Genomic DNA, 15,344 nt, shown 5'->3' with positions numbered 1-15,344 from the left:
CCTATTGTGGGAGCGAGCCTGCTCGCGAACGACCTTCGCGAGCAGGCTCGCTCCCACAGTTGCAGTGTTCCTGTAGCAGCAGCCTTCGTTCCTCGGCAGCTACAGGGGCAGTTACCCCATCCCTCAAACAGCCTAACCCTTACGGACGATGTTCAAGGCCCGGCCCCGTCTGATTATCGCGATCACTTTCAACCAGTGTGCGAGGGACCGCGAGCATGGGCGCTTTTGTCTTGTCATCGGCTGTGCAACGCTGCGCCGAGCAGTTGATGGCCCGGCGCAAAGCCTTGCTCGGCTTTTTTCTGTTGCTCACCCTGGCCTTGGGCTACAGCGCCACCCAGGTTCGCCTGGACCCCGGTTTCAACAAGCAGATACCGGTGCGCCATGCCTACATGATCAACTTCCTGGACTTCAGCCGTATCTTTACCGGCGCCAATCGCCTGCTGGTCAGCGTGCACTGGAAAGGCGAGGGGGATATCTATAACCCCGAGTTCCTCCAGACCCTGCAAAACGTCACCGATGACGTGTTTTATCTCTCCGGGGTCAGCCGCCCCAGCGTCACCTCGCTGTTTACCCCCAACGTGCGCTATATCGAAATCACTGAAGACGGCTATGTCGGTGATCTGGTGGTGCCGCCGCAATACGCCGCCACCCCCGCAGATTTGCAACAGGTACGCAGTAATGCCGCGCGCTCCGGGCAGATCGGCCGGCTGCTGGCCAATGACCTCAAATCCGCGCTGGTGCGCGCTGACCTGCAGGACATCGATCCGAAGACCGGCCAGCCCGTAAGCTACATACAAATTGCCCGTGGCCTGGAAGACATCCGCGCCAAATACGCCAGCGACGATATCGAAATCAATATCGTGGGCTTTGCCAAACTGGTCGGCGACGTGGTCGAAGGGCTGAACACGGTGATGGGCTTTTTTGCCATCGCATTTCTGATCACCGCTGCGCTGCTGTGGTTGTATTCACGCTCGTTACGCCTGACCCTGGTGGCGCTGTTTGTCGCCTTGCTGCCGGTGATCTGGTTGCTTGGCCTGCTGCCGTTGCTGGGCCTGGGTATCGACCCGATGTCGATTCTGGTGCCGTTCCTGATCTTCTCCATCGGTGTGTCCCATGCCGTGCAAATGACCAACGCCTGGAAGCAGGAAGTACTGGCCGGAAGTGATTCAGTGAGTGCGGCCAAGGTGGCGTTCAGCAAGATTTTTATCCCCGGCGCGCTGGCGCTGCTGATGAACGCCCTGGGCTTCGGGGTGATCATGCTGATCGATATCCCCATCGTCCACGAGCTGGGCGTCACGGCCTGCATCGGTGTGATGCTGATGATCATCACCAACAAAATCATGCTGCCGCTGATCATCGCCCACCTGACGCTGGAGCCGCGCTTGCTGACGGTTCAGGCGCGCATTGCCAGTTCACGCCACCCGCTGTGGTGGCGGCTGTCGGCGCTGGCCACGCCCGGCCCAGCACTTTGGGTATTTGCCTTGAGTGTGTTGTTGCTGGTGGCCGGCGCGTACAAGGCCCGTGAACTGACCACCGGTGATATCGGCTCAGGTGCGCCGGAATTGCGTGCCGACTCGCGCTACAACCAGGACAACCAGAAAATCATCAGCAATTACGCCATCGGCCTGGATGTGCTCTCGGTGTTCCTGACCATTCGCGATCGCAGTGAGGCCTGCCTGGACCCGGCCGTGATGCGGGCTGTGGAAACCTTCGATTTCAAGATGCGCGAAGTGCCCGGTGTGCAATCGGTGCAAAGCGTGGCAGGGATGAGCAAGCAGGTGATTGCCGGCAACAACGAAGGCAACCCGCGCTGGGCGGCCATCCCCGGTTCCGCCCAGGGCTTGCAGCAGGGCGCCTACGCCTATTCACCGGACTCGGGGCTGGTCACTGACGGCTGCCAGCAGATGCAGATTCTGGTGTTCCTGAGCGATCACGAAGGCGCCACCGTGGCCCATGTGCTGGCGGAGGCCAAACGTATTATCGCCAGCATCCATGTGCCCGGCGTGGCGTTCAAGCTGGCGGGGGGCAATATCGGCGTCATGGCGGCCTCCAACGAAGCGGTCAAGCATGCCGAAGTAGTGATGCTGGCGGCGCTGTTCTTCTCGGTGGCGCTGTTCTGCCTGCTGACCTTTCGTTCGGTGCGCGCGGTGCTGTGCATTCTGGTGCCCTTGGCGATTGTCGCGGTGCTGTGCAATGCACTGATGGCCCTGCTGGGTATTGGTCTCAAGGTCGCGACCTTGCCGGTAATGGCGCTGGGTGTGGGGGTAGGGGTGGACTACGGCATCTATCTGTACGAGCGCATCGAGCATGAGATGGCCGCGGGGCATGACCTGCGCGAAGCCTTCTACCGCGCCATGTGCCAGCGCGGCACGGCGGCGGTGTTTACCGCGCTGACCATGTCGCTGGGGGTGTGCACCTGGGTATTTGCGCCCCTCAAGTTCCAGGCCGATATGGGTGTGCTGTTGGCCTTCATGTTTATGGTCAACGTGCTGGGGGCGATCTTCCTGCTGCCGGCACTGGCTGCGTGGTTCAACCTGGGCAAGCCGCTGGTGGAACCCGCGATGCTCACGATTGCGCAATCAGCCAGAGCGTGAGTGGGCGCCAGGTTTCAGGTGGGAGCGGGCTTGCTCGCGATTCAGGCGCCGCGATGTATCAGCCAGACCACGTCGATCCAATCGCGGGCACGCCCGCTCCCACCAGTAAATGTGCATGACCAATAAAAAGGAGAACTCCATGGGACGCATCACCCATATGGGCGGCTGGCTGTCAGTTGCCCTGGCATTGCAGGGTTACAGTGCTCTGGCGCTGGCCCAGGCCCCTGCCGACCAGATCACCCGGCTGGGCAAGGACCTGACCTGCGTCGGCGCCGAAAAGGCGGGCAACGCCGCAGGCACCATCCCTGCTTTTGGCGGCCAATGGCTGGGCGCGGCACCGGGGATGAAGTTCGAGGGCACGGGCAAGCATCCCGTAGACCCTTACCCCAACGAAAAGCCGCTGTTTGTGATCACCGCGCAAAACCTCAGTCAGTACGACGGGCACTTGTCCGAGGGGCAAAAGGCCCTGTTCAAACTCTATCCGCAAACATTCCGCATGCCGGTTTACCCTTCGCACCGTGACTTTCGTTTTTCTGACACGGTGTGCAAGGCCACCCTGGAAAATGCCTCGGTCGCCAAACTGGTCGACGACGGCGAAGGCGTGGTTGCCCGCACTGGCGGGGTAGCATTCCCGATACCGCAAAACGGTATTGAACTGCTGAAAAATGCCTCGCTGTTTACCGTGCGTGCCTGGACCGAGGAATACACTTCGGACAACGCCTATGTGCTCAAGGATGGCAATATCAACTGGGGCCGCGTGCACTCGCGCAATATGGCGCCGGGGCTGGAGCCGGGCAAGATTGGCGACACGGTGGGCAATTCGTCTTTCTACCTTAACGAAACCCTGCTGCCACAGCGCGACAAGGGTGAAATCAACACCGGTACCGAGTACTGGAACGACAAGACCGAGCCGCGCCAGAGCTGGCGCTACGATCCGGGTACGCGGCGTGTGCGGCAGTCGCCGGGTTACGGTTTTGACATGGCCTTTCCGGGCTCCGGCGGTTCGATCACCGTCGACGAAGTACGCATCTTCAACGGCTCGGCCCAGCGCTATAACTGGAACATCGTCGGTAAAAAAGAGCTGTATATCCCTTACAACACTGCGCGCCTGCACGCCGGTGACCTGAAGTACGCGAGCATGCTCACTCCCGGTCATATCAACCCCGACAACATGCGTTACGAACTGCATCGCGTGTGGGTGCTCGAGGGTGTGCTCAAGCCGGGTAACCGCCATCTGTACGGCAAGCGCATGCTGTATATCGACGAAGACAGCTGGTTCCCGATCATGGGTGACAACTACGACAACCGCGGCGAGTTGTGGCGCACCTCGATGGTCAATTACTTCTATGCCCCGGAAACGCAAACCTGGCAGGCCGGTGTTGGCCTGTATCACGACCTGAACGCTGGCAGTTATCTGGCCTTCAACCTGATCAACGAACAACGCAACGGCTATGTGCTGAACAAAGGCGGTTTTGCTGCTGGCGATTTTGGCCCCGAAGCGGCACGTCGGGCCGGCAAGTAACGCCCTGACGCCATCCTGCTGTCTGCCACGGGCCCTGCCTGTGCGCAGGTGGCCGGGCGGAGCAAAACAACAATAACAAGGAGCAAGGCATGTTCAAGCAATACACGCGTGTTGTCGGGACCGGTTTATTGTCGGGGCTGAGCGGTCTGGCCCTGGCGGCACCTACCCTCGAGCTGGGCGAAAACACCACCCTCGACTCTTCTCTGACCGTCAACTACACGGCCTCGATGCGTACCGCAAAACCGGATCACGAATACCTGAACAACATCAACTACGATGATGCCACGCGCAACTTCAAGCGCGGCTCGCTGATCAACAACCGGGTCAGCGTATTTGGCGAGTTGATGCTCAAGCACGACAACCTCGGCGCCGTGGTGCGCGGCAGTCATTTCTATGACGAGGTCTACCACCAGCGCAACGACAACGACTCACCGGACACGGTGAACAAGACCGGACGCTACAACGACTTCAGCCAGGACACGCGCAAACTCAGCGGCAGCAAGGCGCGGCTGCTGGATGCTTATGTGTATGGCGACTTTACCGTCAATGACGACCAGTACCTGTCACTAAAGGCCGGGCGGCATCTGGTGGCCTGGGGCGAGAGCCTGTTCTGGCCCAACATCAGCCAGGGCCAGGCACCGGTGGATTCGACCAAGTTCAACGTGCCCGGCACCGAAGCCAAGGATGCCTACTTGCCGGTGGGGCAGATATCGGGCGCGTGGTCGGTGAATGAAGACCTGACCCTGCTCGGGTTCTACCAGTACAAGTGGGAAGAAACCCAGCTCAACCCCGTGGGCGACTACTTTGGCAGCGATACCTTTGGCCCGGGGGCCGAGTTTTTCCGGCTCGCCCCGGGTATCGTCGACAACCTGCCCAACGGGGCCGCAGTCGGCTACGCCGGCTCGGTCAAACCGGGCGACAGCGGCGAGTGGGGCCTGGGCACCCGATACCGGGTGACGCAAAACACCGAGGTCGGCCTGTTTCATTACCGTTATCACGACCGCGTCCCGGCACTGTTCTTCGACTTTACCGGGCAGACCCATTACTCGTCCCTGAACAAAGTGGGTGGCAACGGCAATGGCCCGAGTTACCAGCTGGGTTACTTTGACAACATCAAGCTCACCGGCATCAGTTTCACCACCAAAGCCGGTGATTCGGTGCAGTTCGCCGGTGACCTGAGCTATCGCGACGGCGCGGCGGTGTACCTGAGCAACGGTGCGCCGGCGCGGGGGCAGGTGTGGCAGGGAAACCTGAATGCCGTGTACATGATCGGGCCGACGTTTATGGCGCAGCAGACCACCCTGATGACCGAGGTGGTGCACCAGCGCATCCAGGGCGTGGATGACCTGACCATTAGCGGTGGCGGGGCGGGCACGGACGGGACTTTCAATAAATATGTGTATGACGGTCAAACACGGGGTTCAAGCCTGTTGGGGATCGGCGCCTATTTCGATCACCCCAGCGTATTCAACGGCTGGGACTTGACCACCAAGGCCACCTGGACCCAGAACATTGACGGCAGTGCCTATTCGGGGTTGGGCCGTGCTGAAAAGCGTCTGACAGTGGGTGGTGATTTCAAGTACCTGGGCAACTTTCAGCTGGGGCTGACTTATGTGGCGTATTTGAGCTCGGCCGATATTGCCCAGGGACGGACAATGGCGGATCGGGATTACCTGTCGTTCAATGGCAAGTACACCTTTTGACCCGGGCCCTCACGGCAACCCTCTCCCGGAGGGAGAGGGGCGGGATGAGAGGGCTTGTGATTCTCAGCCCGTCTACCGGGCCTCCCGCGGCATCCCCAGCGCTCGTTCGGCAATGATATTGCGCTGAATCTCATTACTGCCGCCATAAAGGGTATCCGCACGGGTAAACAGAAACAGCGCCTGCAACCGTGTCAGCTCATAAGGCGCCCCGGCCAGCAACTCGGCCTCTGGCCCCAGTACATCCATCGCCAGCTTGCCCAGGGCCACATGCCAGGTCGACCAGGCCAGTTTGTAGATCGTCGCTTCAGGCCGCAGGCTGCCATCCTGTACCCCGGACAACATGCGCAACGAGTTGTAGCGCAACACCCGCAAGCCGCTCCAGGCCTGTGCGATGCGCTGGCGCAGCACCGGGTCTTGCGCCGTACCATTGGCCTTGGCAATACGCACCACTTCGTCCAACTCATTCTGAAACTGCATTTGCTGGCCCAGGGTCGATACCCCGCGTTCAAACCCCAGCAGCGCCATGGCGATTTTCCAGCCATCACCCGGTTGGCCGATCAGGTTGTCTGCCGAAGCCCGCGCCTGATCAAAAAAAACCTCGTTGAATTCACTGGTACCGGTCAATTGCCGGATCGGCTGTATCCGTATACCCGGCTGGTCCATCTCCACCAGCAAGAACGACAGGCCGCGATGGCCAACACTTCCCGGCTCGGTACGTGCCAGCACAAAGCACCAGTCCGATTCATGAGCCAGTGAGGTCCAGACCTTTTGCCCGCTGATCAACCATTGCCCGCGGTCTTCATCGAAACTGGCGCGGGTCTTTATATTGGCCAGGTCCGACCCGGCACCCGGTTCGGAGTAGCCCTGACACCAAAAGTGCTGGCCCGCCAGTATCGGCGGCAAAAAACGTTGCTGCTGTTCCTGGCTGCCAAAGGCCGCAATCGTCGGCCCTACCAGCCCTTCGCCGATATGGCCCATACGTCCCGGGCCACCCGCCCTTGCGTACTCTTCGAAAAAGATCACTTGCTGGCTGATGCTCAAGCCACGGCCGCCATGCTCGGTGGCCCAGCCAGCACCCACCCAGTGGCCTTGGGCCAAGACCTGTTCCCAGCGCTTGCGCAACCCGGGAGCAAAGTCCTCATCCCCCGGGCCACCGCGAAAGCGCAAAGCTGCAAAGTCACCGCTCAGGTGCTGCTGCATCCACTGCGCAACCTGTTGGCGAAACTGCTCATCTGCTGCGCTAAAACCGATATTCATGTGCACTCTCCGAAAATCTGCCGGGCCAATTGCTCGCGATGAAACGCCGGGGTGCCGAGCATCTGCTCACTGGCCCGGGCTCGCTTGAAATACAGATGCGGGTCGTATTCCCAGGTAAAACCCACGCCACCGTGCAACTGGATGGACTCGGCGGCACACTGGAAAAAGCCTTCGCTGGCAAAAATTTTCGCAGTGGCCGCGGCTTCCCCAAGTTGCTCACGGATACCCGGATCACCATCGATATTCAGGCACTCGGCGGCAATGCAGGCAGCGTAGTAACTGGCCGAGCGCGCGCATTCGATGGCCAGCATCAAATCGGCACAGCGGTGCTTGATGGCCTGGAAACTGGCGATAGTGCGACCAAATTGTTCGCGGCCGCTGATATAGGCCAGAGTGATGTCCAGCGACTGCTGTGCGCCACCGGTCTGCTCGGCCGCCAGGCCAACACAGGCTATCTGCAGCACATCGCGCAGCATCGGCCAGCCTTGCCCGGGTTCGCTGAGCAACTGATCGTCGTGGACGACTACATCGTTCAGGGTGATGGTAGCCAGGCGGCGGGTCTGATCCAGTGTCGGTTGCCACTGGCAAACAATCCCGGGAGTATCGGCAGGCAGTGCAAACAGGCGGATACCGGCTTCGCCGACGCTGCCCGGCGTGCGTGCGGCAATGATCAACAGCTGGCAATCGCTGCCATCGATCACATAGTGATACTCGCCATTGAGGCGATAACCCCCCGCATGGCTCTGCGCATACACCTGCACGGCGCTGTCGTCCCAGCGAGGCGCGCTGGTGTAGGCGAGGCTGGCGCGAATCTCACCGGCGGCAATCAACGGCAGCCAGCGTTCCTTGAGTGCTTCATTGCGACTGAGCAGCAGGGCAGGGGTGGCCAGGCAGCAGGTTGCAAAGAATGGTGTGGGCAGCAGGCAGCGCCCGAGCTGTTCCTGGAGCAGACTGACTTCGACAAAACCCAGGCCAAGACCTCCATAGGCCTCGGGGATCGCCAGTGCGGGCCAATACAGCTCCCTGGCCATTCGCGCCCAGGTAGCGGTGTCGTACCCCTGATCGCTGGTCATGGCCGTGCGCACCGCAGCGGAGCTGGCCACTTGGTTCAAAAAACGTTCGGCGGATGCCTGAATCATTCGCTGTTCGTCTGTCAGGGCAAGCTCCATATGGGCCTCGTCGTAAAAATACGGATCAAGGCGCCAGCATGAAAGCGCGCAGCACGGGTGCAATCCCTGAGCCGGACTAGTCCGTTTGATTAGCCCGAGTCAGATTTCGGAGTCCCAGACTACCGTGATATTCCCGGAATACTTGCCTTGCTCGGACAACATCTGCAGGACATGCTGCCTTTGTATTTCAAAATGCAGCGTGGATGGCTTGTTATCGACATAGTGCGTGGACTTGAACAGCAGTCCAGTTGAAGCCCTTAGGGGTTCTCGAGAGACCGAGGAGTCATCATCATTGCCGATGCCATTGGGCATGCTGACCAGAACATCGACTGGAACTGAGTGGCCGCTGCTGGTATTGCTGATTGCGCAGGTATCGCCTACCAACCGGTCACAGGCCAGTTGCATCTTGAAACGTGAGCTGGCAGAAATCATGAAAGGCTGATCCCGAAAAAGTTTCTCGGGCGTGCGGCCATTTTGCATCCATTCTTGCCAACTACCCTTGGGTGTCAGTTCTACTTTATTGCCGCCGGGTGGAATATCCACTTTAAGGGTGTGCTGGACATTAAGCAGGAATTTGATCGTGAGTATATTGTCGCTGGGGAGCATATTGTCTCCCATGTCAATGTCTTGGTAAGGCCCCACGGTATAGTTGATTTCACCATTATAATCACCCGATGACATTCCGAGTGGGTTGGGCGTCTTCATTTCATAAGAGAAGTCCAGGGTTCGATAAGTGAAGTTGGGGATGTCGTACAGTGCTGCTCTACTACAGGTTGCTCCGGAAACAGGTGTTGTCCAGTAGATCGGGATTCCGAACCAGTTAGCGACGAATGTCGTCGCACCAATGCAGGTGCCAGCCCCCCGCCATAAATAACCTCCCACCCATAATTTATTGAGACCATCCGACCAGCTGCTTGCATTGGGTACCAAGGTATGGATGTTCTGTGGTTCGATAGATGTATATGTTCCAATGCCGGTGATACGAACCTGTAACTCTTCAGTTTCCAGCGTTTGAGCATGGGTGACGATCAGAGTACGCCAATCACTGTTTGCCCGAATCATCATGCCTTGCCTGGGGTCTGGGTTGTTGGCAATTATCCGGCTGGAGTTGCGAAAGGAAATAGGGGCGGAAATGCTGATAATGCCTTTATTGATACAGGTTTGAGGCACGTAGCTGCAGTAGTGGCTATTGCTGGGTGTTTTGTTTGTGAATGTATTTTGGTGTGGAAGTGCCGGGTCGGGCTTGAACTCGGCCCGCACATTGACGTTCGCAGCATACACAGGCTGAAGAAAACCAAATGTCAGTACAAAGATGGCCAATACACAAGTTTGCCAATATATTGAGAATGGTGCGTTATTCAAACGGGTGGGGTTGTGGTCAATGACAGAGGCCCTGGAGGGTTTATTCTTCATGCTATTACCTGAGTGCTGTTTATTGAGCTGCAGAAGGCGTCGGCCCATCAAACATGATTTGGACACTGCCAAAGTATGCCCCTGGCTTAAAACCTGTTTCAGGCTTGATCGCCTCGATTCGTAAGGGAACCCTGTAACCCGTTTTGGCTTCGTTGTCGGGCACGACCACTGTGTCGGTCAGCGCAAGTTCGTGGCCATTGAACTTGACCCGCAGGCTGATCAGATCCCTTCCGTTGGACAGCATTGATTCATGGCCCAGGCGTGCGGTAATGGCGCCACTGCGACTGCGTACATCGAATGACGCCTGCAGGGGCTCCAGATACCCGCGGGCAAGGTTCCACTTCATTATTTGTGTGCGCTCTAGAAACTGCGACTCCACGGGCAATATATAGAAGTCCGGGGTCGGAATAGTGACACTCACTTCAAAGATGTGTTCTTCGCGCGCTGCAAACCCCGCTTGCATCCAGAGTGCCAGGCTTGCCGCGACAGTCAGGCATGAGATTTTGCACGCAGATAGATGCATCAGCCTTTAACCTCCATGGGTTTATTGTTACTGCCCTCAATCAGGATAAAGCGATAATGACGGCCAGCTTTTTTGGTAAAGCTGAACAGGCGACCCGGCAAGATATGGTTTTTGGTAACGGGCTCGCACTCCAGCGGGTTCTGGACGGAGCAGTCTTTGAATTCATCAAGCAGCATGATGGTATTGCCGTTGTTTTTGACTGAGTACTGTTGTGCGGTGTCGTTTATCTGGGTATCAAAACCGGCGTTTTCAGGGCGTACCACAAAGAAGGTGCCATAGCCTGCGAGCACGTTGATCCCGGCCGACAGGGTCTTTTTATAGACGTCGGTTTCTTCGGTGGAAAGGGCAAATTCATCTTCTTTTTCCGGCACGACCGGCACAAAACGCACGCGAAAATACCGCTCTTGGTCACGTATCCCCTTGAACAGCAGGCGGGTGCCCTGGGTGCCGCTGGCAGGGATTATCAGCCGTGCCGGGCTGGCGATCAGGCCATCACGCATGGCTGCATTGCCTTGGGTTTTCAGCGGTACTTCTTCTGAAGTGCCGTCGGCTTTGTAGACTATCTCCAGTATGGAAACGCGAACAAAGGCGGTGCTGCCGCCGCCGTTATACACCCGCTTCAAATAGGTGCTTTTATCGCCATCCATATAGTCAAAGACGGTTCCGACGTTGATACTGGGGCCCGCGATGGCACCCAATGAGATACCCCATAGACTGAGTATGGCACTTGCAAGTTTCATGGTAAGTTCCTGTTTTCTCTATTGACTACCCGGGAGTCTTAAACTTCCGAATCCCAGATGACGGTCACATTTCCTTTATAGGTGCCTGCCTGGTCGAGCATTTCATTCACGTATTTCTTTTCGATTTCGAAGTGCAGTACCCCGGTTTTTCCATCCACATATCGGCTGGGCTGGAACAGTTCAGTACCCTGGCCGCTTGTAAGCAAGGGCTTACGGGTGATCGAAGCGCCGTTTGAATCGGTAATGCCGCCGGGCAGACTGACAAATATATTGATCGGCACGTTGTGGCTCACGTTGTGGCTCACGTTGTTGCTGAGTGCGCAGGTGTCGCCCATGACTCTTTCGCAGCTCAACAGCATCTTGAAACGTGAACTGGCGGAAACACTAAAGGATTGGTCGCTGGCAAGTGTTTCCGGTACTCGAGCTATGAGCAACCATTGATACCAGCCGCCTTTGGGAACCAGCTCGACCCTATTACCGCCCGGGGGGATATCAACTTTTAAGGTGTGCTGAACGTTCAGGTTAAAATTGAGATTCAGCACGGAGCTGTTAGGGATCAACAAATCACCCATGTCGAAATCCTGGTAAGGCCCTATTGTGTAAGCCAAGTTTCCGGAATAGTCACCTGCTGACATGCCTAATGGATCAGGTGTCTTTAATTCGTAGGCGAAGTCCAAAGAGTGGTATGCCAACTTTGGGATGTTGTAAAGTGCCTTTTTGGCACAGGTTACATCGGCCTCCGGTGCTCCCCAAAAGAACCAAAAATTTCCACCGGTGTAGAGGGGCGTCGATTTTCTGGTGCAGGGTGACGGCGGTATCGACCAGTTACTTCCGGACCACAGTTTGTTATGCCCGTCCCCCCAGCTTGTCGCACCAGGAACCAGGGTGTGTACGGTGTCGGGGTCAATGCTCAGTACTGTACCAAAACCGGTTATACGGATCTTCACTTCCTCTGTTTCCAGAGTCTGGTTGTGCCTGACGGTTAATGTCCGCCATGCTCCCGGGATTGTCACCATCGCACCTTGACGCGGATCTGTGTGATTGGCTACTACAGGCACCGCAGACCTGAAAACTACGGGGGCGGCGATGCCGAACACGCCTTTGGAAGCGCAGTCAGCAGGGTTGTAATAGCAATATTGACCGGTATTCGGTGTTTTATTCGTAAATACATTGCGATTGGGAAAGGCGGGGTCAGGTTTGAACTCTGCATTTATTGTTATCTCTACCCCGTGAGTATTGGGCGGGGCAACAAGGCCACAAACAAAAATCAATACAATACCGGCAGCGGTTTTTGCCATCCGATTTAGCCTGCGGCTTTGTACCAGACTCAATAAACACTTTACGTTGAAGTCCGCTAGATTGTTCCGCTTCATCCTGCTGCCTCAACATTATTAGCCAATTCTGCCAACGTGTCGGGATGGCAACGCAGGTCGCCGATTTCCAGCACATTGTTCTGCCTGAGGGTTTTGTTGATGTCGATACGGAATTGGCAGAGTAATGCTTCGTCCTTGCGCACTTCCAGAGTGGGAGTGCCGGCGTTCATCTCCATTGAGAAGAAACCGTCCACTTCACTGATGCCGCGGCTGGTGGTGTTGATGATGTGATAACCCTTGAGCGGGTTACCGTCCGCGTCAATCAAGCGGCCAAGAACGGTGACGGTATTCACCACGTTGATCTTGCGGTAGCCCACGCCGCCCTTGTTCAGGTGATAACGGGCGCGAGGTGGCTGGATCGCAGCGGCGGGCACGTGGTTGCCCTGAAAGTCGAAACTGACTGAGCTGCTCTCGTACGCGGTGAGGGGAATATAGTTGCGGCCGGGGCGCAGCATGGTGCTGCCACCGCTGAGGTCATCGGCACGCAAGGCAATGTTGGCGATATCGGACTCGACGTCGACGATCATTCCGGCCCCGCGCCCGGAGGGCTCACTGCTCATGGCCATGGTCAAGCCGCTCAGGGCGATGGTGCTGTCCAGGTTAAGGCCACCGCTTAGGTAGCCGTTATAAGACGAGCGTTGCACAAAGGTATCGGCGCTGAGGCTGTCGGTCAGGAAGGTGGCCCGGCCATTGACGCCCACTCCGTAGGTATCGGTACTTGCGGTGGCAGCCACGCTTTGCAGGACGTGGCCTTCGATATTTTTGCTGTAACTGAGGGAGGCATTGTTGTCACGCTCACCGTCCCGGCCGGTGCGTGACCCCAGGCTGGCTGACCAGCGTTCACCCGGGCCGCCGAGGGCCAGGCTGATGCTCAGGTCGACCCCGCGATTGCGCTTGTTGCCGGAACTGAGGCTGCCGGGTCGATCAAAGACCGACAAACGCCAGTTACCGTCGCTGCCAAACAGGTGCGTGGGTTGCGCCCAGCCCACGTCCAGGCCGTAGCCGCGGCTATAGCCATTGCTGTGGGAGAGGCGGGCACTCAAGGTGCTTTGCAGGCCGAAGCGATGGTTCAGGGACAAAGCGGTAGTGCTGGTCTGGCCCACATAGCTGGACTTTGTGCGCAGGCGCGTGCCGTCCGGCAGGGTTTCGTAGGTGTTACGGGTGTCGAGCCAGCTGCGGTTGTGGTTGAACACGACATTGCCGAGGCCGTAGTGGTACTGGCCGTTAAAGTCGACACCGGTGCCGTAGCTTTGAGTCTTGTAAAGATTGGCATAAAAGGTGAGATTGCTGGCCAGCGTCCAGTCAATGGCGGTGCCCCATTGCATCCTGTTTTTTACCTGGCGCGCAGACAGACCCAGGATGGCGCGCGGGTGCAGCAGGTAATTGAGCGAGGCGCCGGCGGTCATGTCGCCGGTGGCCTGGTCGTCCCAGTTGCTCAGCAGTTTGCTTTCGCGTCCGGCGAACAGGTTATAGCGCCATGGGTCGTCGTAGTTGCGCCAGTTGGACGGTTTATAGATCAGCTCCGAAGACGTGCTGCTAACTCGGCCGTCTTCGACCAGGCGAACCTCGACTTCGTAAATACCGCTGGGCAAGGGGCGGGTATCGAGGCTCTGCAAACCGGCGGCAACCAGCTGGGAATTGATCAACAGGCCGTTGCGGTAGATTTGTGCCGTTGCCGGACGACTGGCGGTGACATACACCGGGTATACGCCGGGTTTGGCTTGATCGATGACCAGGCTGTCGGAACTGCCATACATGATGCCCACTGTGGTATCGGGGCTGGCGCCAAAAGTGCGAATTTGCCGGGTCAAACCTTCGGAGCCTGGAGTGAAATAGCCCAGGCGCAGAAATGTACCTTCCAGTTCACGCTGGGTGTGGGCTTCATAGACAGCATGTTTGAGCTGACTTTGGTCCGGACCATCCATGCGTGTGAGTTGCAGGTTGAGCGTTTGGCTCCAGTGGCCGATGCTGCCGCTGGCCTCCAGGCCATAACGACCGTCAACTTGCTCTCGCTGGCCGGCGGTGAGGTTTAGCTGATTGCGCACAATCAAACCGCCGCTGCCGCCGCTGGGCAGTTCGTGATAGCGGCTCTTCTGATAATCCTGTTCCGCCCTGGCGGTCAGCAACGAGACCATGGAGTTTTCCAGGTTGTAATGAACCGCCATTAACTGTTCGGGGCATTTGCCAGTGCAGGCTCCCAGTTGCACTCCTTGCTGGAGAAACTCCGACCAGGTGTCGCGCTCACTGGCCGGAATCTGGCTGGCGTTGAAGTCGGTGAACTCAAGGAGGGTCAGACGATCATCGCGGGTCAGTACGACCATGGCTTCACCCACCAGTTGCGAGTTGCGCTCGACCTGAACGGCCAGCGGTACATCGAAAAGGTGCTCTTCGAAGTCAGCCGGCAAGCCTTTGGCCTGGGCAAGCAAACTTCGGGGTGTACTGACTTCTGCGGCTGCCATTGATGCTGCAGGGAACAACAAGGCCAGCGTCACCGCGATGCGAGTCATCGGGAACATAAACGCAATACTCTAATAACGGACAGTCAATCCAGAAGAGGCGCCCGGTCGAAAACCGGCCGGGCGCGGGTATCGCCAGATGAATCAACGGTGTTGGCAGATCAGGGGGTGGGTGGCGTGCTGTCGAACATCACGGTAAATGCGGTACTGAAATTGCCAGAGGCACCTGTTGGTATGGCGCCAGCAGATACCTCCAGCTCTGCAGTACCGCCTGCGGCGGAGGCGGGGGCGGTTGCCACCTCCAGGGCTGCAGCCGTAAGGGTCACACCGTTGAATTTGGTGGTCAGAGGGATGTTGTGTGCGGTGTTACCGTTGAACAGCGCCCGTGGCCCGCCATCGATATACGCGCGCAATGCACCGCCTGTGCTCTTGTAGGTGAAGTTTTCACGAAGGCTGTTGATTTTGTTTTGGCCGATGTCATAGCCCATTACTTCAGCCTGACCGAAGGTCGGGCTAGGGAAACTCCGAACAAGTCTCCAAGTATGCTGAAATACAGCCTCACCACCTGCCCCGAGTGCGTCATGAGCCAGATGA

General features: G+C 57.8%; 11 protein-coding genes. 3 read left to right on the top strand and 8 right to left on the bottom strand.

Features of this window, described 5'->3' with window-relative positions:
- Positions 1-215: 215 nt before the first annotated feature.
- The 3 genes from GHO03_RS21240 to GHO03_RS21230 all read left to right on the top strand — a co-directional run bounded on the left by GHO03_RS21240 (position 216) and on the right by GHO03_RS21230 (position 5,819).
- Positions 216-2,594, top strand: a complete 2,379-nt coding sequence (locus GHO03_RS21240; RefSeq protein WP_153400481.1) for an RND family transporter — start codon at positions 216-218, stop codon at positions 2,592-2,594.
- Between the two features lie 139 nt (positions 2,595-2,733).
- Entirely contained in the window at positions 2,734-4,116 is a 1,383-nt protein-coding gene (locus tag GHO03_RS21235) for a DUF1329 domain-containing protein (RefSeq protein ID WP_130871657.1), read from the top strand.
- Positions 4,117-4,205: 89 nt separating this feature from the next.
- A complete protein-coding gene (locus tag GHO03_RS21230; RefSeq protein WP_095018861.1) occupies positions 4,206-5,819 on the top strand; it encodes a DUF1302 domain-containing protein in 1,614 nt (537 codons plus the stop codon).
- Between the two features lie 72 nt (positions 5,820-5,891).
- Here GHO03_RS21230 and GHO03_RS21225 read toward each other — a convergent pair whose 3' ends face one another.
- The 8 genes from GHO03_RS21225 to GHO03_RS21190 form a co-directional block, all read right to left on the bottom strand.
- Complete coding sequence (locus GHO03_RS21225) at positions 5,892-7,076, bottom strand: acyl-CoA dehydrogenase family protein (protein WP_153400480.1); 1,185 nt, start codon at positions 7,074-7,076, stop codon at positions 5,892-5,894.
- Positions 7,073-8,245 (bottom strand): acyl-CoA dehydrogenase family protein, encoded by a 1,173-nt coding sequence (locus GHO03_RS21220; protein WP_095018863.1) that lies wholly within the window; start codon positions 8,243-8,245, stop codon positions 7,073-7,075. Before GHO03_RS21220 ends, GHO03_RS21225 begins: the two co-directional genes overlap by 4 nt.
- A gap of 99 nt (positions 8,246-8,344) precedes the next feature.
- Positions 8,345-9,658, bottom strand: a complete 1,314-nt coding sequence (locus tag GHO03_RS21215) for a hypothetical protein (RefSeq protein ID WP_153400479.1) — start codon at positions 9,656-9,658, stop codon at positions 8,345-8,347.
- A gap of 19 nt (positions 9,659-9,677) precedes the next feature.
- Positions 9,678-10,181 (bottom strand): CS1 type fimbrial major subunit, encoded by a 504-nt coding sequence (locus GHO03_RS21210; RefSeq protein ID WP_232527606.1) that lies wholly within the window; start codon positions 10,179-10,181, stop codon positions 9,678-9,680.
- Positions 10,181-10,921: a pilus assembly protein gene (locus tag GHO03_RS21205; protein WP_095024488.1), complete on the bottom strand. Its 741-nt coding sequence runs from the start codon at positions 10,919-10,921 to the stop codon at positions 10,181-10,183. The genes GHO03_RS21210 and GHO03_RS21205 overlap by 1 nt, the downstream gene beginning before the upstream one ends.
- Positions 10,922-10,959: 38 nt before the next feature.
- Entirely contained in the window at positions 10,960-12,219 is a 1,260-nt protein-coding gene (locus GHO03_RS21200; protein ID WP_256668740.1) for a hypothetical protein, read from the bottom strand.
- Between the two features lie 71 nt (positions 12,220-12,290).
- Positions 12,291-14,810, bottom strand: coding sequence for a CS1-pili formation C-terminal domain-containing protein (locus GHO03_RS21195; RefSeq protein ID WP_153400477.1), 2,520 nt, complete (start codon positions 14,808-14,810; stop codon positions 12,291-12,293).
- 101 nt (positions 14,811-14,911) lie between these two features.
- Positions 14,912-15,344, bottom strand: a 433-nt coding sequence (locus tag GHO03_RS21190) for a fimbrial protein (RefSeq protein WP_218574320.1), incomplete at its 5' end; no start/stop codon positions are given.

This window comes from Pseudomonas sp. FSL R10-1339 (assembly GCF_009600545.1).
In the GTDB taxonomy this organism is placed as follows: Bacteria; Pseudomonadota; Gammaproteobacteria; order Pseudomonadales; family Pseudomonadaceae; genus Aquipseudomonas; species Aquipseudomonas bubulae.
The sequence above is the reverse complement of the archived record's forward strand: the minus strand, read 5'-3'. Positions and strand labels throughout refer to the sequence as shown.